This is a genomic window from Nocardia sp. NPDC050175 (assembly GCF_044459885.1).
Lineage (GTDB): Bacteria > Actinomycetota > Actinomycetes > Mycobacteriales > Mycobacteriaceae > Nocardia.
In genome coordinates, this window is record NZ_JBITJI010000011.1 from 176,466 (window position 1) to 202,268 (window position 25,803).

A 25,803-nucleotide genomic window follows, 5' to 3' on the forward strand; every position below is an offset into this window, starting at 1 on the left:
GGCGTTGCCAACGCCAGCCGTTCGGCCCGATCTGCTGCTCGCGGAGGCTTCGGTGGCGGTGTCCGCCCCCTCGGCTGCCTGGGTGGCCACCATCACCGCGGATCGTGAGTTCTACGATCGGGTCATCGCGCGCAAGGGCCCCGATGCCGATCAGGTCGGCTTTCCCGCGTTCTATCCCGAACGTCGAATCACCCTGCATGGCAACGATATTCTGATCGGCAAGCGCAGTGTCTCGCAGGGGCTGACGCCGGATATCGATCTCGGTATCGCACCCGCCGATGTGGGTGTGTCCCGGGCGCATGCGATGATTCACCTCGACGGTGCCGAACTCACCGTCACCGATCTCGGGTCGACCAACGGCACCAGCGTCAACGGTAGTGACGAGCTCATTCCCGCGAAGGTGCCGGTCGCGCTGCGCAGCGGTGACCGGATCCATCTCGGCGGCTGGACGACCATCGTTTTCGAGCATGAACCCGCCTGAGCGCCAGCCTTTTTGCGTCTGGGACAGCATCCGGCGTTCTGTAGACAACAGTGTTCATTTCCGCCTATCGTCGTGAGTTATGACCACGTTCGGCGGCAAGAGCTGCTTGATCACCGGGGCGGCCAGCGGTCTCGGCCGTAGCACCGCCCTCGCGGTCGCGGCCAAGGGCGCCTCGCTGATCCTGACCGATATCGACGCGGAGGGTCTGCAGCAGACCGCGACGCTGGCGCGGACGGCGGGGGCGAACGTGCACCTCGCGGCGACCGCGGACGTCAGCGACCACGAACAAGTGGTTGCGTTGGCCGCCAGGGCGCATGACGAGGTGGACAGCGTCGACATCGTCATGAACATCGCTGGGATCGCGACCTGGGGGACCGTCGACCGGCTGAGCCACGCGCAGTGGCGGCGCACCGTCGATATCGATCTGATGGGGCCGATTCATATCATCGAGGAATTCCTGCCGCCGATGATCGCGGCGGGCCGTGGTGGGCATCTGGTGAATGTGTCGTCGGCCGCGGGGCTGTTCGGGCTGCCGTGGCACGCGCCTTACAGCGCGGGCAAATTCGGGTTGCGCGGGGTGTCGGAGGTGCTGCGGTTCGATCTGCGTCAGCACCGGATCGGGGTCAGCCTGGTCTGTCCCGGCGCGATGGCGACGCCGATGGCCGACCGGGTGGACATCGCAGGCATCGATCGCGACGCCGAGGTGGTGCAGCGTGCGATGGCGCTGTTCCTGAAGCGGGCGGTGACGCCGGAGGCGGCGGCGCGCTCGATCGTGCGCGGGGTCGAGCGCAATACCTATCTGGTCTATACCTCGAACGACATCCGCATCGGGCACTGGGCGCAACGGTATTTTCCGCCGTCCTACAACCTCGCCATGCGCGGCCTGAATTGGGCGATGAGTCGCTATATCGATCAACCGGCCACGACGACCACCGTGCGCTGACGCCGAGAGGACCTCACTTATGGCTCAGCCGCTGACCACTACCGCGACGACGGTGCCGCCGAATCATCGTTTCGATATCGGGCCTGCCCGGTACTCGAAGTTGTTCGGCGCCACCACCGTTCCCATTCCGATGTCGGATGGTGTGATCCTCACCGCCGATATCCTGCGACCTGGCGACGGAGCGGGGCCCGCGCGTGAGCCGCTGCCCGCGATCATCAATTTCACGCCATACAACAAGATGATCAACCGGCAGGGCATGCGCTGGCACAACACATTACGTGCGTTGGCCGGGCGGGTCGGCTCCTCGGATCGGCGGCGGTTCACCGCGCGCGACGTGCTGCACACGCCCGCCGGTGGGATCCTGGAACCGTTCGTGATCAACCGCACCGCGGTGCGCCGCGGGTACGTCGGGCTGATGATCGATGTACGCGGTACCGGAACCTCCACCGGGAGTTGGGATTTCTTCCAGCCGCGTGAGCAGCAGGACTATCTGGAGGCCGTCGCGTGGGTGCGCGAACAGCCCTGGTGCAATGGCGATTTCGCGGTGACCGGGGTGTCCTACGGTGCCATCTCCGCGCTGATCACCGCCGGTCTGCGGCCGGAGGGCCTGCGGGCCGTGTTCGCCATCGAGGCGGGCGAGGATCCGATGCGCGAACTCGGACTGACCGGTGGCGTGCCGACGCCAGGGATGCTGCTGTGGATCCTCGCCGTCACCGGCTTCAAATGGCTGCCGTCGGTGCCCGGTCTGCTGCGCGCCGGGATCACCAAGCAGTTCCTGCGCGATCGGATCGCCGACCCGGCGGGCTGGGTGCGGCACGCGATCGACATCGGGCTCACCGAGCAGCACCCCGACAGCTTCCTCAACCCGATGTGGGCGAGCAAACTGGCCCGCTTCGAGGACATCACCGCGCCCACCTGGATTCACGGCGGCTGGCACGATGTTTACAACCGCTCCAACTTCCGCATGTTCGACCGAATTCCGTTGTCCGGCGGGGTGAAACAGGTACTGGTCGATGATTCCTACCACCTGACCGTCGGCTCGGGTCTCGGTGCCGCGGACAGTCCGCAGGCGATCGATGAGTTGCAATGTGCCTGGTTCGATCGGTGGGTCAAGGGGATCGACAACGGCATCGATCGCTACGGGCCGATCACCGTCCGCAGGCAGGGTGACGGACAGTGGTTGCGGCACAACGAGTTTCCGGATCCGGCCGCCACTGTGCAACGGCTCTATCTGAACTCCGAAATTACCGGCGCCGCACAGCATGCCGCTACGGACGCCGGATTATCCGCCGAGCCGACCGAGATCGAATCTCGACTACCCCTCCCTACTGGACGAATCCGTATGGCGTCCAACAACACCGGGGTCATGAGCATGGGCGTAACCCTGCTCTTCGGGAGCCGATTCGGCACCGATGACCGGCATGCCGAGGCTGGCGCGGTCACCTTCACTACCGAGCCGTTCGTGGAAGACACGGTCCTGTCCGGGCCGATGAACCTGCACCTGAACGTGGAAGCCGAAGGGACAGACGCGTTCTGGTCGGTGACCATCTGTGATGTCGAACCCGACGGAGCCTCCGTGCCGATCACCCGCGGCGCGTTGCTCTCCACCCTGCGAGCGATCGATACCGCAGGCAGCGAATACGTCGACGGCGAACTGCTGTTCCCGCTGCACACTCTCACCGCCGAATCCGCGCTACCGGTGGTCCCCGGCGAACCGTTCGTCATCGATATCGAAATCAACCCCACCGAAGCTGTGCTGCGCGCCGGTCACCGGCTGCGAATCGCAGTGAGCCGCACCAGCTTCCCGCGCCACCTGATCCCGCCGTGGAAGCAACGCACGATCACCGGCCAGACCATCGTGCTCGACCCCGACCAGCCGAGCTACCTCACCTTGCGGACGGGGCGTGCCTAGCAGCTCGGGTTTCCGTACAGTGCGGCGCTCAGGATCAGCAGGTAACCGGACGCCATGATCAAGATCCCGCCGCTGAGCACACCCGTGGGGAGCCAGCCGATCCTTCGGAGGTCGCGCCACAGATAGGCGAGCGCGAGCGCGCCGAGCATGAGCATGACAATCGCGCCGGTGGTTTGGATCGTGTCGATCAGGGCGTAGTCGCGGTCGCGTTGTGCGCGGGAACCGTGGGCTCCTATGTCGCAGAAGTCGCCGTTCGCGGGGGTGATGAAGTAGCCGGCCAGAAAGATGGTGGGGCCGAGCAGGATCGAGCCCAGAATGTAGAGGAGCGCTGCGGGGATCGGGCGGATCTTGATCATGACGGCTCACGATAGTTCGCGGTCGCGGGGGCGCCGTGGGGGTTGTGTGGAGATGCTGTGGGTGGCGGTCCAGGGCAACTCCTTTCGGTTGTGGCGTTTGGCACCGATCGTCGGGATTGTCCTTTTCGGGTATCTCACTATGATCTACTACAAGAAGTCGTAGACGTGTGAGGGGAAGTCATGGGCAAGCTGCGGGGCAAAGTCGCCCTGGTCACCGGATCCAGCCGAGGCATCGGACGCGGCATCGCCTGCCGCCTCGCGCGGGAGGGGGCACTGGTCGCGGTGCACTACTCGAGCAACGAGCAGGCGGGCAAGGAGACCGTCCGGCAGATCGAGGCGGCGGGCGGTCAGGCCTTCCTGGTGCACGCCGAACTCGGTGCGCCAGAAGCGGTCTCGGCACTGTTCGCGCAGCTGGAGCCGGAACTGCTCACTCGTACCGGTACCGCGAACCTGGACATCCTGGTCAACAACGCGGCGCACGCGGGATTCACCGGCACCATGCCCGAGGACGTCACGCCGGAAATGTTCGACCGGCACATCGCGGTGAACGCGAAGGCGCCGTACTACCTGACCCTGCGCGCGCTGACCTCGATGCCCGCCGGTGGCCGCATCATCAACATCTCCTCCGGCATGACCAGAACGTCGCTGCCCTCGCAAATCTGCTACGCGATGAGCAAAGGCGCGATGGAGCAGATCACGCTGCAACTGGCGCTGCACGTCGCGCCCCGTGGGATCACCATCAACACGGTCGCGCCGGGCGTCACCAACAATGGCGATCCGGTGTTCGACGACCCGGCCACCGTCGCGCAAATGTCGGAGTGGTCCGCTTTCAACCGCGTGGGCGAGGTTTCCGACATCGCCGATGTCGTGGCCTTCGTCGCGTCCGAAGACTCCCGCTGGATCACCGGTTCCTATATCGATGCCAGCGGCGGAACGCTGCTCTGACCTACCAGTTCTGCGCGCCGAGCGACGCGTGCTCGGGCCAGCCGTACAGCCCGAAATGCTGCTTGCGCCGGAACATGTCGATACCGGCGCGGGTGCTGAGGATCGTCTCCTCCGGGATGTCGTCGAAGTCGAACCAACGCAGGTCCGAACAGCGGTCCGGCTCGAGGTTCTGCGGTTCGCCGGACCAGGTATCCGTGTGAAAGATGAACACGATCAGCGCCTGCCCCGGCGGCGACTGAATGTGCATCGACGCGACCATCCGCACGTCATCCCGCTCGACCCGCACCCCGATCTCTTCCTCGGCCTCCCGAATAACCGCGGTGAGCACATCCTCCCCGTCATCCAGCCTGCCCCCGGGAGCATTCCACTCCCCATCCCCGAAACTCGTATTCCGCCGGCGCGCCAGCAGCACCCGTTCGCCCCGGCTCATCAACAGCTGCACACCGACCACACTGCGGAACGTCACCTGGTCTCCTGATCAGATTCGGACAAACGGCCGTTGCGGAAGGCCAGGACTTCGATATTGGCTCGATCGTAGCCACCAAATCCCGGTACGTCGTCCCGGCAGCCGGGGAATCTTCGCCCACAACCGAATGTTGCAGACCCATCGGACGCAAGCGCACGATTAGCTTCACCCGCTCTCCTGCGCGCCGCACCAACGCCCCCGCGGCCCGCGCCGGTCACCACCACCGAACGGAGCAAGCCATGCAGGAATTCCTCGTAGAAATCACCACCACCATCCCCGAAGGCACCGACCCCGCCGACGTCGACGCCCGCCGAGCCGCCGAAGCAGTCCGCGCCAAAGAACTAGCCGCCACCGGCAACCTCGGCCGCCTATGGCGCCCAGTAGGCGAACTCCGCAGCATCGGCCTCTGGCGCGGAACAGACGAAGCCGACCTCCGCACCAACGTCCTGGACACCCTCCCCCTCCGACCCTGGATGACCTTCACCATCACCCCCTTACAACCCCACCCAAACGACCCGGGCCAGTAATCCCGCGCGTGCAGGGAATCGTCACCACGACTCCTTGTCGCGCCCCCACAGGTCCGGCAGATCGGTAGCACACAGTAGAGCGGCCCAGTAGTCATCGCGCAGCGCATCCCAAAGGTCACTGTGCTCTGGCAGAGTTTCCCGAGCATCAGCTAGATCCGGCGCCGCGTCGAACACGATCGTTCCAGGTTGCACGGACGGAAGTGGTGTCTTCGAGGGCAGGCTATACGCGGTGAACGATTCGGCAGTGAGTTGCACGCGCGTGATGCGCGCAGAACGCTCGGTCAGTTGCCATATCGCGACTTTGTGGCCATCCTGGGTTCGAGTGGCCCGCAACGCATCTCGGCGCATCACGGCACCTCCTCGGTTGGGATGGCGTGGACGTACTGGATTCTCGGAAAAAGCTTGACCCGAGGCGCGGTCATCGACGGTCACCTCTCACTCGGCAGCTGGGACTGGCAATCCGGCAGCAGCACGCTCACCGAGTTCACCGAGCAAGGTGTCCGCATCATCGACCCGCCCGCCACCGCGATGATCGACCACGACCTGATCGACGCCGCCACCCTGCACCCTCAGGTCAGCACCGTCACCAACCTGACCGCCGCGATGATCGACCACGTCCTCGCCTGCCTGAACGGACGAGAAACCTCCCGCATCAGCGCCGAAAGTGTCCTCGACACCCTCCAACTCACCCTCGATATCCGCGATGGATCGCACAGGGCGTCCATATCGGTGTGATCCCGAAGAGTGGTCATTTTGCCGCAGGCATGCTGGAACGTGTTCTAGTTTGAGGGCATGACCGTACGGACGGGGAGAGTTATGGGGCAGGTTCTCGATCGGATCGAGCAGTATGCGGATGAGATTCGGGCGGCGGGGGTCGACGGCGACAAGTTGATGCGGTTGGCCGACACGTCGGCGGCTCGGTTGCGGGAGACCGGGGCGATTCGGATGTTGCAGCCGAAGGGGTATGGAGGGCTCGAGGTGCATCCGCGGGAGTTTGCGGAGACCACGATGGGGATCGGTGCGATGGATGGGGCTGCGGGGTGGGTTACCGGGATCGTTGGCGTACATCCTTGGGAATTGGCGTTTTTCGACACCAAGGCGCAGGACGAGGTGTGGGGGCGGGATCCGGATACTTGGATGGCGTCGCCTTATGCGCCGATGGGTGTGACGACGCCGGTGGATGGTGGGTATCTGCTCAATGGGCGGTGGTCGTTCTCGACCGGGACCGATCATTGTCAGTGGGTGATGATCGGTGCTGCTGTTGGTGACGAGCAGGGGAGGCGGTTGAAGCCGCCGCAGACGTTGCATGTGTTGTTGCCGCGGAGTGACTATGAGATCGATCAGGAAAGTTGGGACGTTGTCGGTCTGCGGGGGACCGGGAGCAAGGATCTGATTGTCAAGGATGCGTTCGTGCCGGCGTATCGGACTATTGATGCGGCGAAGGTGTTCGATGGCACCGCGCCGAAGGACGCAGGGCGCACCGAGACGCTCTACAACTTCCCGTTCTCGTGCATCTTTCCGCTCGGCATCACCTCGTCGCTGATCGGAATTGCCGAGGGCGCGTTGGCATGTCACATCGCGGCACAGAAATCGCGGGTAGCGATCACCGGCATCCCGATCAAAGAAGACCCGTATGTGCTGTACGCGATCGGTGATGCGGCCGCCGAGATCGCGGCGTCACGGGCCGCGATTCTCGAAACGGTGGACCGGTTCTGGGACTTGGTAGAGCAAGGCAAGGAAGTCAGCTTCGAGATGCGCGCGATCGGCCGCCGCACCCAGACCGCCGCCGCCTGGCGAGTAGTTCGCGCCGTGGACGAAATCTTCGCCCGCTCGGGCGGCGGTGCGCTGCAAATGAAGACACCCCTGCAACGATTCTGGCGAGACGCCCACGCGGGCCTGTCCCACGCCATCCACGTACCCGGCTCGATCTTCCATTCGTCGGCACTGACCCAACTCGGCGGTGAACCACAGGGAATCCACCGCTCGATGATCTGACCCCGCGGCGCCTGCTCGCACAGAACTGAACTCTCGCCATGGCAGACAGCGCCGGCATGTCCATGACAGAAGCGGAGCTGCGCCAGTTCTTCGTTCTGCTCCAACGTTTTTGCGATACCGAGCTCGACCAGTTCGAGCACCTGATCATCCCCTCCCGCTTGGGCGAGGTGTATGTCGAGTTGACTCGCGAGCTCAACCTCGAGAACCTACGGGAGCGGTACCGACGGCTGCTCCGACACCTGGTTGCGGGAAGGCACCTAGAGGGTCAGCCGTGCCCCGCTGAGCGGTTTCGCTCCAACTGTCCGCTAATTGGTTGACATCCTTGCCAGATCAGCGGATTCGGTGGCGGGGTGACCGATTCGGCTGTCGGCGGGCACGCGGTTGCCTCGAGTGCAATCATGATCGCCATGACACCTTCGGTCTACCTCATCTCCGGCATTCAGGCGGCTGGGAAATCGACGGTGGCGCAGGCGCTGGCCGAGCGGTTGCCGCGGTCGGCGCATGTGCATGGGGATGCGTTTCGGCGGTTTGTGGTCGGCGGGCGAGAGGAGATGAGTCAGGAGCCGTCGCAGGAGGCGCTGCGGCAGCTGTGTTTGCGGCATCGGCTGGCCGCCAAGGCTGCTGATGCTTATGCGGCGGAGGGGTTTACGGCGATCGTGCAGGACACGGTGCTGGGGGAGTTGATGCAGTACACGATCGATCAGATCGAGACACGGCCGCTGTTCGTGGTGGTGCTCGCGCCTCGGCCGGAGGTTGTCGCCGCGCGGGAGGCGGGGCGGGGGAAGTCCGGCTATGGGGCGTTCAGCGTTGCGGAGCTGGATGCGGCGCTGTGGCAGAGCACGCCGCGCATCGGATTGTGGCTGGACACTTCGTATCTCACGGTTCAGCAGACCGTCGACGAGATATTGGCTCGCGCGCAGCCGGTGACGTAGGACCCCTACGGCAGGTTCTGCGGCGCGCTCAGCGGGGTGAGTGGCTTGGTGGCGGGACCTTCGAGGAGCGTCCCGTCCGGCGCGAAGCGGGAACCGTGCAGCGGACAGTCCCAGGAGCGTTCGGCGTCGTTCCAGCGGACGATGCCGTAGAGGTGCGGGCAGACGGCGGACAGTTCGGTGGTGGTGCCGTCGACGGTGCAGGTAGCGGTGGGCCGGATACCGCGCCGTTCGACAGTGCCGCAACCCTCCGTAGGCACCTGGTCGGAGGTGTGGGTCGCCATCCGCAGCCATCCGGCCGTGAGCTGCTGTGCCACAGCACTGTTCGAGAGAGTGGCGGACGGCAGTGCCTTGAGTTCGCCCGGCCGCCAACTGGCCAGCGCGCCGCTCCAACTCGGTGGCTTACCGGTGATGCGTCCGGCCAGCGCCAGGGCCGCGGCAACACCGTTGGTGAGGCCCCATTTCGCGTATCCGGTGCCGACGAGAATGTTGTCCTGCCCGGGCAGCAACGGGCCGACATAGGGGAGTTCGCCGACCGGCGTGTAGTCCTGAGCCGACCACTCCTGCATGGGTTCCGCTGTGGGGAACCAGGTTTGCGTCCAGTGCAGCATCTCGTCGACCTTCTGTCGCTCCGACCTGGTGCGCCCGACGACGTGACCGTTCCCGCCGACCAGCAGCACATCGCCGTCCGGTGTCGGCGCGTAACGCAGTGAGCGAGTGGGTTGTCCCGCGCTGATGTACATGTCGCGCGGAATCGGCTCGTCCAAATGGAAGGCGGCAAGGTAGGAGCGCTGTGCCGTGAGCCGGGCGAAGAACCCACCACGATCGAGTATCGGTGTGCCCGTGGCCAACACAACCGTCCCGGCACCGAGATCACCATGGTCGGTCTCAACAGTGAGATCACCGTGCAACCCACCGCGCACCCCGCGCACCATGGTCGACTCATAGACCGGCGCCGCATGCGATTCGACCTCGGCGGCCAAAGCCGCCAGCACAGCCATGGGATCGACCTGAGCCTGATCGTTCAGCCGCACCGCGCCATACGACGGGAACGGCACATCCAACTTCGCCACCATCTCTGTGGGCAACCCCGCCTCCCGCGTCGCCTCGAATTCGGCACGCACCTTGCCGATTTCGCCCTCGGACTGCGCGTAAGTGAGCGCGGCGACATGCTGAACCCCCACCCCGTGCTCTTCACAGAACCGCAACAACCATTGCTGCCCGTCCTGATTCGCCGCGACATAGTCACGCAGCGTCCCAGCGGTATGCCGCCGACGAATCTGCTGGGCCCGAGTTCCCTGCAACAGACTGATCTTTCCGGTGGTGGCACCGGTGGTACCCGCGCCGACCCGTCGCCCCTCGACCACCGCCACCTCGACGCCACTCTCGGCCAGCAACAGCGCGGTCACCAATCCGGTAAGACCGCCGCCGATCACGACAGTGTCGAATCGCGATCCCGGCGTTAATCGCAGACGTGCCGGAACCTCTGCGTCGTTCAACCATAGTGACGTCATAACCACGGCATAGCCGGTGCGCCGATCGGCAAACCTGCCGGTTGCCGCCCGAAAATCAGTATCTGAACCGCAGAAGTTTCCGAGCGCGAGAACGTTTCCTTGCCTAAGATCATCCCATGAATGTGCGCGCAAGGGAGTATGGGCTGCAATTCCCTGGAGCCACCGGAGATTTGAACGCGATTACCGACGTTCCTGGTGTCGAGGTCGGCTACACCACCCTCATCCGCGGCGAGGACGTGCGCACCGGCGTCACGGCGATCCTGCCGCGCGGCCGCGAGCGAGTGTTCACTCCCTGTGCGGCAGGCTGGTATTCGCTCAACGGCAACGGTGAGATGACCGGAACCACCTGGCTCACCGAGACGGGTTCGCTGGCACTGCCGATCCTCATCACCAACACCCACGCGGTCGGCACCTGCCATCGCGGCATCATCGACTGGCTGATCGGCGCGTTTCCCGAATTGCCCGACGACTGGTCACTTCCGGTGGTCGCCGAGACCTGGGACGGCTATCTCAACGACATCAACGGCACCCACGTCACCTCGGCCGACGCGGTGGCCGCGATCGACGCCGCGGCGGGTGGCGCGATCGCCGAGGGCAGCGTCGGCGGCGGCACCGGCATGAACTGTTACGGCTTCAAGGGCGGCAGCGGAACCGCCTCGCGCCGAGTCGGTTACGGCAAGGACACCTACACGGTCGGTGCCTTCGTGCAGGCGAATTTCGGCTCCCGTAAAGAACTTACGATCCGCGGTGTCCCCGTCGGTCCACTGCTGGCCGAGGACAATCCGTTGGAGGAGTTGACCGCACCGTCGGGCTCCGGCTCGGTCATCGTCGTCATCGCGACCGACGCGCCGCTGCTACCCGGCCAGCTGACCGCGCTGACCCGTCGGGTGCCACTCGGCCTGGCCCGCACCGGAACCAGCGGCTCCCACTTCTCCGGCGACATCTTCCTCGCCTTCTCCACCGCCAACGAGGGCGCACTCACCAGCACCTTCCCGAACGCCGAAACCCCGTACGAGCAACTGACATTCATCCCGTGGGGCCAGCTCAATCCGTTCTACGACGCCGTCGTGCAGGTCGTGGAGGAAGCCGTGGTCAACGTGCTGTTCGCCGGTGAGACGATGATCGGCCGCAGCGGTCATCGCTCACCGGCGCTGCCGGTGGATCAGGTGTTGCGATTGCTCACCGCGAGTTGACGGTGCCCGTCATCAATTCCGCCTCGGTGGCCTCGTGCACGGCGAGCCAGCGCGCGAACTCCTCGAACGACTCCCTGCGGTCCGGTCCCGCCGTCGACTGCAGGTCGTCGAGTAGTTCCCGCATCCGGTTGTGTTGCAGAACAAGGAGTTCCACGACGTTCTGGTGGTGACGCGATGTCATGTCTTCGCCTCGTTCGGGACGGAATGCGTTCGGTTACTTCGGGACCAGGATGCCGGTCAGGTCGGCCTTGTTGATCGGGGTGTCCGGGTTGGCCTGTGCCACGCACATCAGCTTGATCGACGCGATGGCCGCATCGATAGTTTGGCCCTCCGGGGCCGACGAGTCATTGTTGCGTTCCTGCTCGAGGAATTTGGTGACGGTGATCCGCTGCTTGTCGGCATCCTGCGCGGTGAACTCGCTGCACGGCGTGCTGCCGCCCTTGTTGACGAGCTTCTTCGGCTCGTCACCACAGCCACCGACGAAAAACGCCGCGATGAGCACGAACACGAAGAACTTAGTGGTCTTGATCATGATCAGCCTCCGAATCCGACAAGGGCACTGGCAAGGTCAGCGGTGTCGAGCGCCCCGAGCGCCTGCTCGCGCACGTCGGGACAGTTCTGCGTGGTGATCTGGTCGACGACGCCACGATCCTTCAGCACGGTGCCGTTGAGCCCACCGTTGCGGGCCGCCCAGTCGTGCACGGTCCCGTTGAAGGAAACTCGGCCGACGGCCGCGCCTTCGGTGCGCCACTTGTCGATATCCGGGCGCATCATGTCGCACAACTGTTTTGCCGCCGCGGTGGAGATCTGAGCGTCGGGGTTGGGCACCTCAGGCGAGGCCGACGGCATCGAGAAGACGATGGTGCTGTTCGTCGCGGTGGCCGGGGTCGCCGGGCCCATGCTGTTGTCCGAACACGCGGCGACCAAGGGTGCCGCGGCGAGTACACCGGCGATCAGCAGCGCGCGCAGCACCGGCCGGTGACGAGATCGGGTCATCTCAATGACCTGCCTGATCGGTGAGCTTCAAGCCTTCCTGGTTCTTCAAGCGGCGATGCTCGAGAACGACCAGGAGAATGCCCAAGCCGATGCACACCACGGTCGCGATGGCACCGATGATCGCCCAACCTTCGAAGCCGTATCCGGCCGCGGTGAGCGTCAGACCGAAGCCGACCAGACCGATCGCCACGAGAAAGATGCCAGGCCAGTTGCGCGCGTCCTCGATGGATTCTCCGACGTGCGCGCGCGAGGTCCGGGTGTAATCCGGGAAGTTGTCATCGGGGCGGCCGTGGTGCTCGGCGCCGCTGTGTCCCGTGGTCGTCTCGTCCGGTCCGGGAAGCATAGGGATCCTTTCTGGTCCTACCACCCGAAGAGGGGGCATTCGACCGCATACCCGGCCAGCCGAAGATCAATCGGAGGCGCGCAGCACCTGCTCGGTGGCCGAGACGATCGCGACATCCGGAATGGCGTCGAGGCCGTATCGCCCGCACGGCGCGGTCTGATCGCCGAGCACGATGGTCGGCACGCCGTAGGGTGCCCAGCGCCGGGCCGGCACGACCGGTGCGAACAGCGACACCACCGGCGTTGCGACCGCGGCGGCCAACGGGGCGGCACCGGTATTCGGCGCGACCACCGCGTCGGCGTCGCGCAGCACGGCGGCGAAGCAGGCCAGATCGGTGGCCCCGCCGAGATCGCGGGCGTGCCCGTCGGCGACGGTGTCGGTGAGCGCCCGCTCGGCCGCGCTGCCGGTCACCACCACCCGATGGCCCGCGTCGGCCAGCGCCGCGGCCACCTGCCTGCTGCGCGGCGCCGACATCCGCCGGGCCGGCTCGGTGGCGCCGGGATGCAGCACGACATAGCCTGGGCCACCGGTCAATTCGGCGACCTCGGGCAGATCGTCGCGCACCCGCAGTCGATGACCGCCGGGCGGATAGCCCGCCGCGACGGCCAACGACAACGCCCGAATCTGTTCCGGCATATCGTCGTTCACGCGATGACGGACGTCGAGCAGCGAGCCTGCCTCGTCGGTGGTGATCGCACTGATCCGCGGCACGCCCGCCATCCGCAGCAGCAGCGCGAGCGGCAACGGGGACTGATGCGCCGAGGTGCTGATGAGCGCCTCGTCCGGCGCCAGCATCCGTACGCATTCGATCAGCGCGCGCACTCCCGCGTCGGTCAGCGACGGAGGATCGGCTTCCAGCCAAGCGGCCTCGAATTGCAGCACCCGGTCCACGCCGGGTAGTAGCGCGGCGGCCGAACTGCCGCGCGGACCGGCGAGAAAGGTGACCGAATCCGCTCTGCGTGCGACAGCGCGCACAGCAGGCCCGGCAAGGAGAACATCACCCGCGCTGTCGAGCCGCGCCACCAGCACATGCCCGGTCATCGGATAGGCAACGCTCGGTGCGCGGCGGTCCGGTATCTCTTCGTTTCAGTCGTCGGCGCATCCATAGGGCACGGGTGCCCGTGTCGGGAAATCCGAAACGCACGCTCTCCATCGATGGCCGATCAGGTAGCGGCAGGCACCAATTCGTAGACCCGGTAGGCCGCGTGGATGACCGGCTGGGCGACATTGCGCACCGGGACGCCGCCCGGAGTCTTCCCGAGTTCGCTGCCCGCGTGGGCGTGGCCGTGCAGCGCGAGATCGGCGCCGAACTCGTCGATCGCTTTGCCGAGCAGGTAGGACCCGAGGAACGGATACAGCTCCGGCGGCTCGCCGATCAGGGTGTCGGTGACGGGGGAGTAGTGGGTGAGCGCGAGGGTGACATCGGTGGACAGCTCCGCCAGCGCCGACCCGAGCGAGTCCGCGAGATCCGCTGTGTGCCCGGCGAATTCGCGCATCAGCCGCTCGCCGAAGATGCCCGCGCACTTACCTTCGTAACCGCCGCCGAAGCCTTTGGTTCCGGCGATGCCGAGCGTCCGGCCGTCGATGTCGAGCGTGACCGCAGTGCCCTCCAGGACGGTGATGCCGTGGTCGCACAGCATGGCCGCGATATCGCCTTCGGCATCGCTGTGGTGATCGTGGTTGCCGAGCACCGCGACCACGGGAAGGCCGAGATCGGTGAATTCGGCCGCCACCACGCGGGCCTCGTCGAGGGTGCCGTGGTGGGTCAGGTCGCCGGCCAGTAGCAGTGCGTCGGCCCGGCCTGGCAGTTCGAGCAGCTCGGGCCGGAGCAGGCCGGCCGAGTCGGTGCCGAAGTGGACATCGCCGATCGCCGCGATCCGCATGAGGCTCAACTCTCTCCGTTGTCGATGGACTGGACGCCTACGTCGGGGCGCGCACTGCGGTGGTACCCGGCGGATAGCTGGTTAATCGCAGGGTGACCGGGTACACGTTCCCGTGCGTGACGGCTGGTAACGGAAGGACGAGTGGGAGATGACCGAGGACGACTCGTCCAGGCGATCGAGCGGGCAGGGACTGCTCGTGCCCGGCAGTGTTCGCGCCGCGGTATTGGCGCGGACCGAGCGAGCCCGGCGACCGGTGACGGTCAGCGGGCCGAGACGACTTCCCCGGCGTGCGCGGGTGCGGCCCGGTGATAGGCGGTCAGCGTGTCGAGGGCGACCTGATCCCAGGCGTAGCGGCTCGCGGCGCGTTGATATCCGGCCGCGCCCCAGGTGTCGCGCAGGGTCTTGTCTTCGAGCAGCTGGCGGACCGCCCTGGCCACGGTGAGTGAATCCGGCGGCGCGACGAGTCTGCCGGTGACGCCGTCGACGATGGTGTCGAGCATGCCGCCGACCGCGGTGGCCACCACCGGTTTCCGGCACGCCATCGCTTCCAGCGGCACCATGCCGAACGGCTCGTACCACGGGGTGCAGAGCACCACATCGGCCGAGCGATACCAGCACGGCAATTGGGCGCGACTGACGTGGCCGAGCATCCGAAGCCGGTCCTGCACACCGTATTCCGTCGCCAGCCTGCGCAGCCGCCTGCCTTCGCTGTCGTCCTCGATATCGTCGCCGACCGGCCCGCCCGCGATCACCAGTTCGGTGTCGGGCAGTTCCTGCAGTGCCTTGATCGCGACGTCGAATCCCTTGCGCGGCACCAGTCTTCCAACTGAGAGCACGCGGTGCATACGGTGTCGTTGGTTGCGCTCGGCGGCCGGGCCCTCCGGCGTGAAGGTGGACAGGTCGACCCCGCTCGGCACGATCGAGATGCGGAACCGGGGGACGCCCATCCTGGTCAGCTCCATCAGCTCGTCCGAGCTGGTCGCCACGATATGTGCTGCGCGCCCGGCGATCAGCCGCTCGAAGCGGATCCGCGAGCGCGGGCTGGTGTCGGCCAGACCCTGATGGCGGCGCCGCACGGTGCCGAGCGCGTGGAAGGTGACCACCACCGGAATTCCGTGTGCGCGTGCGGCCAATTCCGCTGCGAGGCCGGACATCCAGAAGTGCGCGTGCACGATGTCGGGGGTATCGAGGCCCCACTGGCGCTGCAGGAAAGTGCCGAAATCGCCTAGGTGCGGCAGACTTTGGTCGCGCGGCAGTGGTTCGGCCGGGCCCGCGGTCACGTGCACCACGCGGTAGCCCGCGTCGGTGACGATCTCGGCGGGCAGTTTCGGATCGTCACGACGGGTGTACACGGTGACGTCGTGTCCGCGCCGCACATAGGCGGCGGCCAATTCCGCGACATGGACGTGCTGGCCGGTCGCGGTGGTTGCGCCGCGCCCGGTCAGCGGGCTGGCGTGTTCGGAAACCATGGCAATCTTCACGATGTGCTCCGTTCTCACCACGGGTGACGGGCACATGGCGACGCTGCGCGGTGCCCGCGACCAGGCATCGCGTGACATGTGTTGAATTCGGATATGTCTCAGTTATGCCCGTGGGCGCGAGAACGAAACCCCGGACGCCGCTTCGGGATACGAGATGGGCCTCAGATCATCGACACGATGACGCCGACCGCGACCGCGGTGCAGACGACTACGAACAGCATCGTCGCGATCATCGCGCCGACGCCGGTACCGGGAAAATGGTGGCTGGTCGACGGTTCCGGCGCGGACAGGCCGGACGTCTGTGCGGTCTCCGGCGGGGTCGAGCCGGGCGGTACGCCACCGCCCGGCTCCAAGTCCGGGGTGGTCAGCGGGTCGGGGTCCATGGTCGTGATCGGATCGGGCTGCATTGATAAGGCGTACCCGATCGCGGGATCGGCAATCCGGTGGCGGTTCGGCCGCACAGCGCCCGGAGACCTGCGGGTCGTTCGTGACTCTGTGACATCGGCGACGGACCGTGCAACACTGTAGAGAGGTTGAGACACCAGCCGACCCCGGTTCGACGCATGGCGCACCACACCCGCCGAAATCCGGTTGATGGGACCGTAGCGACAACCTATTCGCGCATTGCGCGCAGTTGTTCGCCTTTCTTCCCAACTCATCGGCCGGACCTGTCGCGTAGGACTGGAATTCCCCCCTTATACGGGAGGTCAGTATGTCCGTTAGTTCCGCTGTGTTCGAGCACGCTGAAGGTGTGCACCGGAACGGCTCGGGGCCGCACGCCGGCCCGTCCTCGGCCCAACACGTAGACCACCGCCAGCAATGCGTGGTGGTCCGTGTCGAAGGCGAATTGGATGCGGCCGGGAGTCCGCAATTCTTTGCCACGGTGGAACGGGCGGTCCGCTCGAACTGCCATGCCGTGGTGATCGATCTGCGGGCGGCGAGATTCCTCAGTCTCCGCACGGCCAACGCGCTCGGCACGGTCAAACAACGCGCCGCGGGCGATGGCACCGATGTGCGCATCGTAGCCGGTCGGCAGGCGATCGAGCGGTCGCTCGAGGTCGCCGGCGTGCGTCCCCTGTTCAGCCACTATCCGTCGATGCAAGCGGCACTGGACGCGTAAGGAGCCCCTGATTCACCCGCCCCGCCGATTTCGGCGTGGCGAGCTCTGATCTGGCTGCGCGGCGCTGGTCAACGACGGATACTTGCGCTGTGACTGAAATGGGGCCGGTCCAGCCCGAGGATTCTCTCGCGCTGGACCGGGTGATCGGATTAGGGACACCGCAGAGTGTCGGTAGTTTTCGTTTCTGGTTCGCCGATCAGCGGTGGGAATGGTCGGACGAGGTCGCCACGATGCACGGCTATTCACCGGGCACCGTCGCACCGACTACCGATCTGCTGCTGACCCACAAGCACCCCGACGATCGCGCCCAGGTGGCCAACGCACTGGCCAAGTCCATCGAAGAGGGCGAGCCGTTCTCCAGCAGGCACCGGATCGTCGACACCGAGGGCGGCATCCACCACGTCGTCGTCGTCGCCGACCACCTGTTCGATCACGAGGGACAGGTCGCGGGCACCGCGGGCTACTACATCGACGTCACCGACGCCCTCGAACACCACCGGCAGGAAGCCCTCGACGACGCGCTGCCCGAACTGTGGGCCTCCCGCGCGGTGATCGAGCAGGCCAAGGGCGCGGTGATGCTGGTCTACGGCGTCAGCGCGGAACAGGCGTTTCGGGTGCTCAGCTGGCGCTCGCAGGAGACCAACATCAAGCTGCGCACCCTCGCCTCGCGCCTCGTCGCCGATCTCAGCTCGCTGACCGACTCGACCGTGGGGTTACGCACCCAATTCGACCACCTGCTGCTGACCGCGCACCAGCGGATCGACGCGGGCTGAACTCGCGCGCACGTTTCGGCTGTAGCGCGGCGGGTACGACGGTAGGGATGAGGAGCGCTGCGACCTCGGAGTTCTGGCCTGTCGCAGTGTTGGGCAGCGGGCGGCCCGGAAGAACCCGGATCGACGAGTAACGACGTCTCCGGGTCGGCTGCGAGAGCAAGGTGGTGATGGGCATGGGGGAATGGACTTCCCGATCCTCAACGGAGACAACAACAATCGGCGTCCGGATCCCCGCGCAGCTGGAACAGTTGACGATGCTGCGCGCGCTCGCCGAGACCGTCGCCCTCATCGCCGATTTCGCGCTCGACGAGGTCACCGACATTCGCCTCGCGCTGGACGAGGTGGCCACCTCGCTGATCCTGGACGCGGTGCCCGGCTCCAGCCTCGATTGCGAATTCACCTATGACACCAGCCAAATGTTCGTCCATGTCGCCTCGGTGGCCACTTCGGAGTCGGTGGTGGGGCAGGCCGGATTCGGCTGGCATATTGTGCGAACGCTGACCCATTCGATCGCCGCCGCGCAGGCCCCGTTCGACGGGATCGTTTCCGGGTATCCGACTGTCGTCGACTTCAGTTGGATACGAGGGGCTTCGGATGGCGGGTGAATCGAGATCACGCGGCGACAGCTACGACAATATCGAGCCACTCTTCGAGAAGATCGCCGCGCTGACCGAGGACGACCCGCGGCGCGAGCCGATGCGCGAGGAGCTGATCGGGCGCTGTCTGCCGCTCGCCGAGCACATCGCGCGTAAATTCGCCGGGCGCGGTGAGAATTTCGATGATCTGCTGCAGGTCGCGCGGCTCGGTCTGGTGCAGGCCACGGACCGGTTCGACGTCACCCGCGGCTCGTCGTTCCTGGCGTTCGCGGTGCCGACCATCATGGGCGAGGTGCGCAGGCACTTCCGGGACAACACCTGGTCGGTGCGAGTACCGCGGCGCACCAAGGAGATTCAGCTCAGCATCGGCGTGACGGTGGAGGCGCTGTCGCAGCGGCTCGGCCGGATGCCGCGCGCCCGCGAGATCGCCGCGGAATTGGACATCGACCTGGTCGAGGTCACCCGGGCGTTGATCGCGGGCAATGCCTATCAGTCCTCGTCCATCGACGCGGTGGCCGGCGACGATATCGAGAACGCGCCGCTGCCGCTGCTGGAAAGCCTTGGGGCAGAGGAGCCCTCCTACCATCTGGTGGAGGACTACCTCGCCGTTCGTCCACTGATCGAAGCGCTGCCCGAGCGCGAGCGTCAGGTGCTGATCATGCGGTTCTTCGAGAACAAGACGCAGACCCAGATCGCGGACGTGCTGGGTGTCTCCCAGATGCACGTCTCGCGGATACTGTCGAGAACCCTGAATCAGCTGCGCGAGCAGGTATTACGGGACTAGCTAACCGAATCGCCGGAAATCACAGCGGCTGGATCATCTGAATCACAGGGGATTTGGTGGTGCAGGTTGTGCGGGCGGGAACGGTCCGCCTGGTTCCGGGACAGGTGGGAGCGGGCTCGGCCCGCCGGGGTTCGGCGGGGCCGGTGCCGGATCGGGACCGGGAATCGGCGATATCGGGTCCGGCGGCGCGGGTGCCGGATCGGGACCGGGCACCGGTGGTACCGGATCGGGGCTCGGATACGGCGGTGGGATCGGGCTCGGTTCGGGAGAGATTGGACTGGTCATCGGTATTCCTCCTCGGGTGGGGACTTACCCACCCACGCCCACCTGAATCGGCCGCGTTCGCCACTTGATTGCGGGTGACTCGCCTCACAGACGCGCTGCCGGTCAGCACTTTCCGGCACGCTTTTGCCCGAATCGGCGGTCGAGTGACCGGCAGCCGGTTTGCACGAAGTTCACGTCGGGTACGTGAATGAGAGCCGGACATACGATGCCGATGGTTCAGGAGCTCGTTGATGAACGATCACCGACTAGGCACCCGAAATCCGTACGCCGGATCGGGGAGCGCGAGGTCGCCGAAATACTCGCAAGAAATGCAGTCACCAGAGTGGATGGCTCGCACCCGCGCCACGAATGTGGAGCGCACGCACGTCACGCAGAATCACGACATCATCCGGCAGTGGGCGGAGCGGCGTGGTGCCCGCCCCGCGACCATGCCGGGCAGCGAAGACGACGGACGACTCCGGGTGCTGCGCTTCGATTTTCCGGGCTACGGGGGTGCGGTGTTGCGGCCGGTGCATTGGGACGAATGGTTCGCCGCCTTCGACGAGCGGCAGCTGCATTTCCGCTACCAGGATCGGCGCGCGGACGGGACACCGAGCAATTTCAATCGGCTGGAACGCCCGACTCGCGAAGATCGCTGAGTCGCGATACACCCTCGCGGTAATGCGCATGAACAGCACGTAGCTGCAATGTGTCGGGAGTCACGTAACGGTTGCGTAACGGTGCGAGTGGGTGAAGGGTGGATGTGACGAGCCAGACTCTTGATCGAGCGTCCAGTTGACGTTTACCCAACGGTTGGTCCGGGTATTTGGAAGATCGGCAACAAGGTGGCTCGAACAGCGGAATGTCGCGTCGGTATGGGGATGCGAAGTTCCGTACCGGCGGCGTGTTTCGCGTGTCTGCAAAGGATAGGTATTTGAGCGAGCGCAGCGAGCGAACAAAGGGCGGAGCCGCCTTCGTGGTCACGCCGGAGCCGAGCGTCAGCGAGGTGGAGGCGTGAGCGCGAACCTGATGATCGTTGAAGATGACGACCGGGTACGTGGTGCGCTGCGGCTCGCCATGGAAGACGAAGGCTATGACGTCGAGGAGGCGGAAGAGGCCGAGGACGCGCTCACCCATCTGCGCAGCAACGGTGTTCCCGATGTGATGATCGTCGATCTCATGCTCGGCGGTATGGATGGTTTCGACTGCATCCGCGAGATCCGCCGCGAGCACGACGTGCCGATCATTGTGGTGAGCGCCCGCGACGATACCCACGATGTGGTGGCCGCGCTGGAAGCCGGTGCCGACGACTTCGTGACGAAGCCGTTCGAGATCAAGGAGATCACCGCGCGGATGCGTGCGGTGCGCCGCCGCGCGCGGTCGACCGTCGAGCGGGACGCGCCGCAGGAGATGGTGCTCGATGCGCACCCGGACACCCCGCTGGTGCTCGCGCAGGACGGCGGCGTGGTCCGCCGCGGCGACGAGGAGATCCGGCTGACGCTCACCGAGTTCCGGCTGCTGTGTGAGCTGGCCGAGGCGCCGGGCCGGGTGCTCAGCCGCACCGTGTTGCTCGAACGTGTGTGGGACCAAGGGTTTTTCGGTGACGAGCGGATCGTCGACGTGCACATGCGCAGGCTGCGCACCAAGATCGAACGGGATCCGTCCGATCCACGCATCGTGGTAACCGTGCGCGGGCTCGGCTATCGCCTCGATGTCCAGCGCTGAGCGCTGGTTCGATCCGAAACGCTGGAGTCTGCGCGGCCGGGTGACCGCCATGTTCGCGGCGATCGCCGCGCTCATGTCGCTGGTGCTCGTCGTGTCGGTGTTCACCATCAGCCGCAGCTACCTGGAACACGCGCAGGCCGGCGGCACCGACTTGCAGTCGAATCTGAACCTGCTGCGCAATGTGCTGATCGGCTGTGCCGTGGTGGTGACGCTGATCGGTGCCGCGGTCGGCTGGTGGGCGAGCAGGCGCGTGCTGAAGCCGCTGCATCAGCTGGCCGGCACCGCGGCCGAGATCGCCTCTGGTGACCTGGATTTGCGACTGTCCGCCACCAAAGACCAGGATTTGGCGACCACGGTGGAGTCGTTCAACAGCATGGTCGACTCGCTGCAGCGCCGGATCGAGCGGGAGCACCGGCTGTTCGGTGATGTCAGTCACGAATTGCGAACGCCGCTAACCACTTTGATGGCCAGCGTCGATGTGCTCAATCGGCACAGCGCGGATCTGCCGGAACGGTCCCAGCGCGCGCTCGGCCTGGTCACCGTCGAGGTGGACCATCTGCGGCGGCTGCTCGACGATCTGCTGGCCTTGGCGCGGGTCGAGGCGGGCATGCATCGCGGCGATATGGAACCGCTGTCGGTGCGCGATCTGCTGACACACACCCTCGCCGAGCGGCGGTATGCGCCGGAACTGCTGACCATCGCCGACGACGTGGTGGTGCGCGGCCGCAAGCTCGAGCTGGAACGCGCGGTGGGCAATCTGCTGCGCAACGCCGATCTGCACGGCGGTGGTGTGGTCGCGGTGACCGCAGACCGTCAGGGCGGCGATGCGGTGATCGTGGTGGACGACGCGGGGCCCGGCGTGCCCGCGCTGGACCGGGTTCGTATCTTCGAACGTTTCGCGACAGCACGCAGCGGACGGCGTTCCGCGACGGGGACCGGCATCGGCCTCGCGCTGGTCTCCGAGACCGTCGCCAAGCACGGTGGCCAGGTCGAATGCGCCGATCGGCCGGGCGGCGGCGCCCGGTTCGTCGTCACCCTGCCCGGACTCGAGGCAATCGAGTCGTAACACAACCGTAATGAAGTCGACCAGGTCACCTCAACGTTGGTTCGTAAGCCTGGATAAGTACTACCGACGAGGGAGTTGTATGCCACTGCCAACGTTGAACACCGCGGAGATCGAACGAATCCGCGTCGAACAGGCCGCAGCCGCACTTGGCTCCACCCAGATCCGCAATCGGCCAGGACCCGCCGTGGTCCTGCGCGCGCCACGCGTCGGCGACGGCGCCCGGCTGTGGCAGATCGCGAAAGACTCTGCCGTGCTCGACACCAATTCGAGCTACGCCTACGTGCTGTGGTGTCGCGACTTCGCGGCCACCTCGGTGGTCGCCGAGGTGCAGGGCCGCGTGGTCGGCTACGTGATCGGCTTCGTCCGGCCGCAGGCGCCGGACACCGTCTTCGTCTGGCAGGTAGCCGTCGACCGGGCACAGAAGGGTAAGGGAATCGGCGCACAGTTGCTGCACGCATTGCTCAACAATGTTGCTGCCCAAGGCGTTTCCACGCTGGAGACCACGATCTCGCCGGACAACGCCGCCTCGATCGCCCTGTTCAGCTCGGTGGCGCGGCGCCGCGGCGCCCGAATCAGCAAGCGCCCCTTGTTCGACGCCGGCGTCTTCCCGGACAGCCACGCACCAGAAGACCTCTATCTCATCGCACCGACCGCTCGCACAACGCAGGAGGACCACCGATGATCACCGCCGATACGAGCATTTTCGAAAGTCTGGAATCCAATGTCCGCGGCTACTGCCGCAATTGGCCGACCGTGTTCACCAAAGCCAAGGGCAGCTGGCTACGTGACGAGGACGGCAACGATTATCTCGATTTCTTCGCAGGCGCAGGCGCGCTGAACTACGGCCACAACAACGACGTGCTCAAGCAGCCGCTGCTCGACTACATCGCGGGCGACGGCATCACGCACGGGCTCGACATGTCGACCTCGGCCAAGCGCAGTCTGCTCGTCACGTTGCGCGACACCATCTTCGCGCCGCGCAACCTGGACTACAAGGTGCAGTTCCCCGGCCCGACCGGCGCCAACGCCGTCGAGGCCGCGCTCAAGCTGGCCCGCAAGATCACCGGGCGGGAGACGATCGTCAGCTTCACCAACGCCTTCCACGGCATGACGCTCGGCGCGCTGTCGGTCACCGGCAACGCCGCCAAGCGGGCCGGCGCGGGTGTGCCGTTGGTGCACGCGGCGCACATGCCCTACGACGGCTACTTCGACGGCACCACCGCCGACTTCCAGTGGATGGAAAAGGTTTTGGACGACACGTCGTCGGGCTTCGACCGGCCCGCCGCGGTGATCGTCGAGACGGTGCAGGGTGAGGGCGGCGTCAATGTCGCTCGCGCCGAATGGCTTCGGCATCTGGCGGGGCTCTGCGAGGCCCGCGAGATCCTGCTGATCGTCGACGACGTGCAGATGGGCTGCGGCCGCACCGGCCCGTTCTTCTCGTTCGAGCTCGCCGGCATCACCCCGGACATCGTCACGCTGTCCAAGTCGATCGGCGGCTACGGCCTGCCGATGGCGCTGGTGCTGTTCAAGTCCGAGCTCGACCAGTGGTCGCCGGGTGAGCACAACGGCACCTTCCGCGGCAACAACCCGGCGTTCGTCACCGCGGATGTCGCGTTGCGGCACTACTGGTCCGACGGCGCGCTGCAGGCCTCGACGCTGGCCAAGGGCGACCGGGTCGCGCAGACGCTCGGCGGGCTCGCCGAGAACATCCCCGGCCTCTCGACCCGAGGTCGCGGCCTGGTGCAGGGCATGGTGTTCGAGGACGCCTCGCAGGCGAGCAAGGTCTGCCAGGTCGCCTTCGAGCGCGGCCTGCTGGTGGAGACCTCCGGTTCCACCGACGAGGTGGTGAAGTTGTTGCCGCCGTTGACAATTACCGATCAGGAACTCGACCACGGCCTCGGCATCCTTACCGGCGCCATCGACACCGTCTGCAGTGGAATGGGGGCGATCGCATGATCGTGCGTAGCACCGAAGAGATCACCGGCACCGAACGCGATGTGGCAGGGGAGGGTTGGCGCAGCAAGCGCATCATCCTCGGTGGTGACGGCGTCGGCTTCTCCTTCCACGAGACGACCATCGACGCGGGCACCACGCACGAATTCCACTATCGCTATCATGTAGAAGCGGTCTGGCTGATCGAGGGAACGGGCAGCCTCACCGATCTCGACAACAACGTCACCTATGTGCTCGAGCCGGGTTCGATGTATTTGTTGGACGAACACGAACGGCACCGCCTAGAGGCCCGCACCAAGATGCGGATGATGTGCGTGTTCAATCCGCCGGTCACCGGGCAGGAGGTCCACGACAGCAGCGGCGCGTACCCATTGGTCGCCGCGACGATCGGGGGATAGAGGTAGTAATGGTTTTGCTGCACACAGAAACTCGACCCGAGACCGGCCCGGTCGATCGTTACCCGACCCGGCTCAGCACTCCCGGAACACCTCTGGATCGCAAGGATCCGACGGTGTGGGGCCGGGTCGAGACCCCGGCGCTGGCGAGCTTCGACACCGACGGTTTCGCCAGCGTCGACGAACTGCTCACGCCCACCGAGGTGGCCGACTTCAGTGCCGAAATCGGCCGTCTCGCAGGCGATCCGTCGCTGCGTGACGACGAGCGGGTGATCGTGGAGAAGTCGTCCAAGCGGGTGCGGTCGGTCTTCGAGGTACATCGGCTCAGCGCGGCCATCGCCGACCTGACCAGGGAAACCCGGGTCGCCGGATTGGCCAGGCAGATCCTCGGTTCCGAGGTCTACCTACATCAGAGCCGGGTGAACTACATGCCCGGATTCCGCGGCACCGGCTTCTACTGGCACTCGGACTTCGAGACCTGGCACGCCGAGGACGGCATGCCCGCGCCGCGAGCGGTCAGCCTGTCCATCGCGCTGACCGACAACTATCCGATCAATGGCAGCCTGATGGTGATGCCCGGCTCGCACCGGACGTTCGTGCCCTGTCTGGGCAGCACGCCCGCCGAGCACTATCGGGAGTCGTTGCAAGAGCAGGAAATCGGGGTGCCGACCCAGGAGGACATCACCACGCTGGCGAATACCTATGGCATCAGCCAGTTCACCGGCCGGGCCGGATCGGCGCTGCTGTTCGACTCGAACCTGATGCACGGCTCGTCGAACAACATCACCCCGTTCCCGCGCTCGAACATCTTCCTGGTGTTCAACAGCGTGGAAAACACCCTGGTGGAACCGTTCGCGGCACCCGCGCCGCGGCCGGGGTACATCGGCAGCCGCGACTTCACGCCGCTGTCGGCCTGATCCACCGAACGGAAAGCGCCCTCGGTTCCCCTACCGGACCGGAGGGCGCTTTCGGTTGCTGGGTGAAAGCCCGATATGGGCGGCGGCTGCTCGCCGCGCGGCCCGCGCGCATCGGCGGTACGATCCTGTCGGCCATCCGCCTGTTGCCGCCCCACACGGCCCGATCGGCCCCAGTTCCGGCTCTTCCGCCAAAAAGTCTTCTGGCGTGCGCAATATTCTGGACAACACGGGGGTGTTGTCGTTCGC

The 25,803-nt window shown here is 65.9% G+C and carries 33 protein-coding genes; 21 read left to right on the plus strand and 12 right to left on the minus strand.

Going from position 1 to position 25,803, the window contains the following annotated elements; genetic code table 11:
* The first annotated feature begins 4 nt into the window (after positions 1–4).
* The 3 genes from ACIBK2_RS32385 to ACIBK2_RS32395 all read left to right on the plus strand — a co-directional run bounded on the left by ACIBK2_RS32385 (position 5) and on the right by ACIBK2_RS32395 (position 3,336).
* Positions 5–481 (plus strand): FHA domain-containing protein, encoded by a 477-nt coding sequence (locus ACIBK2_RS32385; RefSeq protein WP_396972767.1) that lies wholly within the window; start codon positions 5–7, stop codon positions 479–481.
* Positions 482–560: 79 nt separating this feature from the next.
* Positions 561–1,424 carry an SDR family oxidoreductase gene (locus ACIBK2_RS32390; protein WP_396972769.1) on the plus strand — a complete coding sequence of 288 codons (864 nt, stop codon included), beginning with the start codon at positions 561–563 and terminating at the stop codon, positions 1,422–1,424.
* A 19-nt stretch (positions 1,425–1,443) separates the two neighbouring features.
* A complete protein-coding gene (locus ACIBK2_RS32395; RefSeq protein ID WP_396972770.1) occupies positions 1,444–3,336 on the plus strand; it encodes a CocE/NonD family hydrolase in 1,893 nt (630 codons plus the stop codon).
* Here the strand turns inward: ACIBK2_RS32395 and ACIBK2_RS32400 are convergent.
* Positions 3,333–3,692 (minus strand): hypothetical protein, encoded by a 360-nt coding sequence (locus ACIBK2_RS32400; protein ID WP_396972772.1) that lies wholly within the window; start codon positions 3,690–3,692, stop codon positions 3,333–3,335. The genes ACIBK2_RS32395 and ACIBK2_RS32400 overlap by 4 nt on opposite strands.
* A gap of 180 nt (positions 3,693–3,872) precedes the next feature.
* Here ACIBK2_RS32400 and ACIBK2_RS32405 point away from each other — a divergent pair, with 180 nt between their 5' ends.
* Positions 3,873–4,637, plus strand: a complete 765-nt coding sequence (locus ACIBK2_RS32405; RefSeq protein ID WP_396972774.1) for an SDR family NAD(P)-dependent oxidoreductase — start codon at positions 3,873–3,875, stop codon at positions 4,635–4,637.
* Between the two features lies 1 nt (position 4,638).
* On the opposite strand, the gene ACIBK2_RS32410 is transcribed toward ACIBK2_RS32405, so the two are convergent.
* Positions 4,639–5,103, minus strand: a complete 465-nt coding sequence (locus tag ACIBK2_RS32410; protein ID WP_396972776.1) for an NUDIX domain-containing protein — start codon at positions 5,101–5,103, stop codon at positions 4,639–4,641.
* A gap of 239 nt (positions 5,104–5,342) precedes the next feature.
* Here ACIBK2_RS32410 and ACIBK2_RS32415 point away from each other — a divergent pair, with 239 nt between their 5' ends.
* Positions 5,343–5,630, plus strand: coding sequence for a muconolactone Delta-isomerase family protein (locus ACIBK2_RS32415; protein ID WP_396972778.1), 288 nt, complete (start codon positions 5,343–5,345; stop codon positions 5,628–5,630).
* A 21-nt stretch (positions 5,631–5,651) separates the two neighbouring features.
* On the opposite strand, the gene ACIBK2_RS32420 is transcribed toward ACIBK2_RS32415, so the two are convergent.
* Positions 5,652–5,981, minus strand: a complete 330-nt coding sequence (locus ACIBK2_RS32420; protein ID WP_396972780.1) for a hypothetical protein — start codon at positions 5,979–5,981, stop codon at positions 5,652–5,654.
* 51 nt (positions 5,982–6,032) lie between these two features.
* Between ACIBK2_RS32420 and ACIBK2_RS32425 the strand changes: the two genes are divergently transcribed.
* The 4 genes from ACIBK2_RS32425 (at position 6,033) to ACIBK2_RS32440 (ending at position 8,557) form a co-directional block, all read left to right on the plus strand.
* Positions 6,033–6,365 carry a hypothetical protein gene (locus ACIBK2_RS32425; RefSeq protein ID WP_396972782.1) on the plus strand — a complete coding sequence of 111 codons (333 nt, stop codon included), beginning with the start codon at positions 6,033–6,035 and terminating at the stop codon, positions 6,363–6,365.
* Between the two features lie 81 nt (positions 6,366–6,446).
* Positions 6,447–7,625, plus strand: a complete 1,179-nt coding sequence (locus tag ACIBK2_RS32430; protein WP_396973066.1) for a hydroxylase — start codon at positions 6,447–6,449, stop codon at positions 7,623–7,625.
* 38 nt (positions 7,626–7,663) lie between these two features.
* Entirely contained in the window at positions 7,664–7,942 is a 279-nt protein-coding gene (locus ACIBK2_RS32435; protein WP_396972784.1) for a hypothetical protein, read from the plus strand.
* A 90-nt stretch (positions 7,943–8,032) separates the two neighbouring features.
* A complete protein-coding gene (locus ACIBK2_RS32440) occupies positions 8,033–8,557 on the plus strand; it encodes an AAA family ATPase (RefSeq protein WP_396972786.1) in 525 nt (174 codons plus the stop codon).
* A 5-nt stretch (positions 8,558–8,562) separates the two neighbouring features.
* Here ACIBK2_RS32440 and ACIBK2_RS32445 read toward each other — a convergent pair whose 3' ends face one another.
* A complete protein-coding gene (locus tag ACIBK2_RS32445; protein ID WP_396972789.1) occupies positions 8,563–10,068 on the minus strand; it encodes an FAD-dependent oxidoreductase in 1,506 nt (501 codons plus the stop codon).
* Between the two features lie 116 nt (positions 10,069–10,184).
* Here ACIBK2_RS32445 and ACIBK2_RS32450 point away from each other — a divergent pair, with 116 nt between their 5' ends.
* Positions 10,185–11,261, plus strand: coding sequence for a P1 family peptidase (locus ACIBK2_RS32450; protein WP_396972790.1), 1,077 nt, complete (start codon positions 10,185–10,187; stop codon positions 11,259–11,261).
* Here ACIBK2_RS32450 and ACIBK2_RS32455 read toward each other — a convergent pair.
* The 8 genes from ACIBK2_RS32455 to ACIBK2_RS32490 form a co-directional block, all read right to left on the minus strand.
* Positions 11,248–11,442: a hypothetical protein gene (locus ACIBK2_RS32455; RefSeq protein WP_357389595.1), complete on the minus strand. Its 195-nt coding sequence runs from the start codon at positions 11,440–11,442 to the stop codon at positions 11,248–11,250. The genes ACIBK2_RS32450 and ACIBK2_RS32455 overlap by 14 nt on opposite strands.
* Before the next feature lie 33 nt (positions 11,443–11,475).
* Entirely contained in the window at positions 11,476–11,793 is a 318-nt protein-coding gene (locus tag ACIBK2_RS32460; RefSeq protein ID WP_396972792.1) for a hypothetical protein, read from the minus strand.
* 2 nt (positions 11,794–11,795) lie between these two features.
* Complete coding sequence (locus ACIBK2_RS32465) at positions 11,796–12,257, minus strand: hypothetical protein (protein ID WP_396972794.1); 462 nt, start codon at positions 12,255–12,257, stop codon at positions 11,796–11,798.
* Position 12,258: 1 nt separating this feature from the next.
* Positions 12,259–12,600, minus strand: coding sequence for a hypothetical protein (locus tag ACIBK2_RS32470; protein ID WP_396972796.1), 342 nt, complete (start codon positions 12,598–12,600; stop codon positions 12,259–12,261).
* Between the two features lie 66 nt (positions 12,601–12,666).
* Positions 12,667–13,641 carry a glycosyltransferase family 9 protein gene (locus ACIBK2_RS32475; RefSeq protein ID WP_396972798.1) on the minus strand — a complete coding sequence of 325 codons (975 nt, stop codon included), beginning with the start codon at positions 13,639–13,641 and terminating at the stop codon, positions 12,667–12,669.
* Between the two features lie 122 nt (positions 13,642–13,763).
* Positions 13,764–14,483, minus strand: a complete 720-nt coding sequence (locus tag ACIBK2_RS32480; RefSeq protein ID WP_396972800.1) for a metallophosphoesterase — start codon at positions 14,481–14,483, stop codon at positions 13,764–13,766.
* A 260-nt stretch (positions 14,484–14,743) separates the two neighbouring features.
* The gene (locus tag ACIBK2_RS32485; RefSeq protein ID WP_396972802.1) at positions 14,744–15,964 is read right to left on the minus strand and encodes a glycosyltransferase; all 1,221 of its coding nucleotides are present in this window, start codon (positions 15,962–15,964) and stop codon (positions 14,744–14,746) included.
* 161 nt (positions 15,965–16,125) lie between these two features.
* Complete coding sequence (locus tag ACIBK2_RS32490; protein WP_396972804.1) at positions 16,126–16,371, minus strand: DUF6480 family protein; 246 nt, start codon at positions 16,369–16,371, stop codon at positions 16,126–16,128.
* A 305-nt stretch (positions 16,372–16,676) separates the two neighbouring features.
* Between ACIBK2_RS32490 and ACIBK2_RS32495 the strand changes: the two genes are divergently transcribed.
* From ACIBK2_RS32495 to thpD, 11 genes are all read left to right on the plus strand, one after another.
* Positions 16,677–17,084 carry an STAS domain-containing protein gene (locus ACIBK2_RS32495; RefSeq protein ID WP_396972806.1) on the plus strand — a complete coding sequence of 136 codons (408 nt, stop codon included), beginning with the start codon at positions 16,677–16,679 and terminating at the stop codon, positions 17,082–17,084.
* A 98-nt stretch (positions 17,085–17,182) separates the two neighbouring features.
* A complete protein-coding gene (locus tag ACIBK2_RS32500) occupies positions 17,183–17,857 on the plus strand; it encodes a PAS and ANTAR domain-containing protein (RefSeq protein ID WP_396973068.1) in 675 nt (224 codons plus the stop codon).
* 173 nt (positions 17,858–18,030) lie between these two features.
* Positions 18,031–18,462 (plus strand): anti-sigma factor, encoded by a 432-nt coding sequence (locus tag ACIBK2_RS32505; protein WP_396972807.1) that lies wholly within the window; start codon positions 18,031–18,033, stop codon positions 18,460–18,462.
* Positions 18,452–19,237 (plus strand): RNA polymerase sigma factor SigF, encoded by a 786-nt coding sequence (locus ACIBK2_RS32510; protein ID WP_396972809.1) that lies wholly within the window; start codon positions 18,452–18,454, stop codon positions 19,235–19,237. Before ACIBK2_RS32505 ends, ACIBK2_RS32510 begins: the two co-directional genes overlap by 11 nt.
* 593 nt (positions 19,238–19,830) lie before the next feature.
* Positions 19,831–20,160: a hypothetical protein gene (locus ACIBK2_RS32515; RefSeq protein WP_396972811.1), complete on the plus strand. Its 330-nt coding sequence runs from the start codon at positions 19,831–19,833 to the stop codon at positions 20,158–20,160.
* 355 nt (positions 20,161–20,515) lie between these two features.
* Complete coding sequence (locus ACIBK2_RS32520) at positions 20,516–21,226, plus strand: response regulator transcription factor (RefSeq protein WP_396972813.1); 711 nt, start codon at positions 20,516–20,518, stop codon at positions 21,224–21,226.
* Positions 21,213–22,292 carry an ATP-binding protein gene (locus ACIBK2_RS32525; RefSeq protein ID WP_396972814.1) on the plus strand — a complete coding sequence of 360 codons (1,080 nt, stop codon included), beginning with the start codon at positions 21,213–21,215 and terminating at the stop codon, positions 22,290–22,292. The genes ACIBK2_RS32520 and ACIBK2_RS32525 overlap by 14 nt, the downstream gene beginning before the upstream one ends.
* 79 nt (positions 22,293–22,371) lie before the next feature.
* Complete coding sequence (gene ectA, locus ACIBK2_RS32530) at positions 22,372–22,974, plus strand: diaminobutyrate acetyltransferase (RefSeq protein WP_396972815.1); 603 nt, start codon at positions 22,372–22,374, stop codon at positions 22,972–22,974.
* Entirely contained in the window at positions 22,971–24,248 is a 1,278-nt protein-coding gene (ectB, locus tag ACIBK2_RS32535; RefSeq protein ID WP_396972817.1) for a diaminobutyrate--2-oxoglutarate transaminase, read from the plus strand. Before ectA ends, ectB begins: the two co-directional genes overlap by 4 nt.
* Complete coding sequence (locus ACIBK2_RS32540; RefSeq protein WP_150404705.1) at positions 24,245–24,643, plus strand: ectoine synthase; 399 nt, start codon at positions 24,245–24,247, stop codon at positions 24,641–24,643. Before ectB ends, ACIBK2_RS32540 begins: the two co-directional genes overlap by 4 nt.
* Positions 24,644–24,651: 8 nt before the next feature.
* Positions 24,652–25,557, plus strand: a complete 906-nt coding sequence (thpD, locus tag ACIBK2_RS32545; protein ID WP_396972819.1) for an ectoine hydroxylase — start codon at positions 24,652–24,654, stop codon at positions 25,555–25,557.
* Positions 25,558–25,803 lie beyond the last annotated feature (246 nt).

Coding starts and splice junctions, on each gene's coding strand:
- ACIBK2_RS32490 (WP_396972804.1), bottom strand. CDS start 16,371: ATGCAGCCCGATCCGATCACGACCATGGACCCCGACCCGCTGACCACC.
- ACIBK2_RS32430 (WP_396973066.1), top strand. CDS start 6,447: ATGGGGCAGGTTCTCGATCGGATCGAGCAGTATGCGGATGAGATTCGG.
- ACIBK2_RS32475 (WP_396972798.1), bottom strand. CDS start 13,641: ATGACCGGGCATGTGCTGGTGGCGCGGCTCGACAGCGCGGGTGATGTT.
- ACIBK2_RS32525 (WP_396972814.1), top strand. CDS start 21,213: ATGTCCAGCGCTGAGCGCTGGTTCGATCCGAAACGCTGGAGTCTGCGC.
- ACIBK2_RS32480 (WP_396972800.1), bottom strand. CDS start 14,483: ATGCGGATCGCGGCGATCGGCGATGTCCACTTCGGCACCGACTCGGCC.
- ACIBK2_RS32445 (WP_396972789.1), bottom strand. CDS start 10,068: ATGACGTCACTATGGTTGAACGACGCAGAGGTTCCGGCACGTCTGCGA.
- ACIBK2_RS32455 (WP_357389595.1), bottom strand. CDS start 11,442: ATGACATCGCGTCACCACCAGAACGTCGTGGAACTCCTTGTTCTGCAA.
- ACIBK2_RS32460 (WP_396972792.1), bottom strand. CDS start 11,793: ATGATCAAGACCACTAAGTTCTTCGTGTTCGTGCTCATCGCGGCGTTT.
- ectA (WP_396972815.1), top strand. CDS start 22,372: ATGCCACTGCCAACGTTGAACACCGCGGAGATCGAACGAATCCGCGTC.
- ectB (WP_396972817.1), top strand. CDS start 22,971: ATGATCACCGCCGATACGAGCATTTTCGAAAGTCTGGAATCCAATGTC.
- thpD (WP_396972819.1), top strand. CDS start 24,652: ATGGTTTTGCTGCACACAGAAACTCGACCCGAGACCGGCCCGGTCGAT.
- ACIBK2_RS32440 (WP_396972786.1), top strand. CDS start 8,033: ATGACACCTTCGGTCTACCTCATCTCCGGCATTCAGGCGGCTGGGAAA.
- ACIBK2_RS32390 (WP_396972769.1), top strand. CDS start 561: ATGACCACGTTCGGCGGCAAGAGCTGCTTGATCACCGGGGCGGCCAGC.
- ACIBK2_RS32510 (WP_396972809.1), top strand. CDS start 18,452: ATGGCGGGTGAATCGAGATCACGCGGCGACAGCTACGACAATATCGAG.
- ACIBK2_RS32405 (WP_396972774.1), top strand. CDS start 3,873: ATGGGCAAGCTGCGGGGCAAAGTCGCCCTGGTCACCGGATCCAGCCGA.
- ACIBK2_RS32415 (WP_396972778.1), top strand. CDS start 5,343: ATGCAGGAATTCCTCGTAGAAATCACCACCACCATCCCCGAAGGCACC.
- ACIBK2_RS32495 (WP_396972806.1), top strand. CDS start 16,677: ATGTCCGTTAGTTCCGCTGTGTTCGAGCACGCTGAAGGTGTGCACCGG.
- ACIBK2_RS32435 (WP_396972784.1), top strand. CDS start 7,664: ATGGCAGACAGCGCCGGCATGTCCATGACAGAAGCGGAGCTGCGCCAG.
- ACIBK2_RS32515 (WP_396972811.1), top strand. CDS start 19,831: ATGCAGTCACCAGAGTGGATGGCTCGCACCCGCGCCACGAATGTGGAG.
- ACIBK2_RS32470 (WP_396972796.1), bottom strand. CDS start 12,600: ATGCTTCCCGGACCGGACGAGACGACCACGGGACACAGCGGCGCCGAG.
- ACIBK2_RS32395 (WP_396972770.1), top strand. CDS start 1,444: ATGGCTCAGCCGCTGACCACTACCGCGACGACGGTGCCGCCGAATCAT.
- ACIBK2_RS32505 (WP_396972807.1), top strand. CDS start 18,031: ATGGGGGAATGGACTTCCCGATCCTCAACGGAGACAACAACAATCGGC.
- ACIBK2_RS32400 (WP_396972772.1), bottom strand. CDS start 3,692: ATGATCAAGATCCGCCCGATCCCCGCAGCGCTCCTCTACATTCTGGGC.
- ACIBK2_RS32540 (WP_150404705.1), top strand. CDS start 24,245: ATGATCGTGCGTAGCACCGAAGAGATCACCGGCACCGAACGCGATGTG.
- ACIBK2_RS32500 (WP_396973068.1), top strand. CDS start 17,183: ATGGGGCCGGTCCAGCCCGAGGATTCTCTCGCGCTGGACCGGGTGATC.
- ACIBK2_RS32450 (WP_396972790.1), top strand. CDS start 10,185: ATGAATGTGCGCGCAAGGGAGTATGGGCTGCAATTCCCTGGAGCCACC.
- ACIBK2_RS32465 (WP_396972794.1), bottom strand. CDS start 12,257: ATGACCCGATCTCGTCACCGGCCGGTGCTGCGCGCGCTGCTGATCGCC.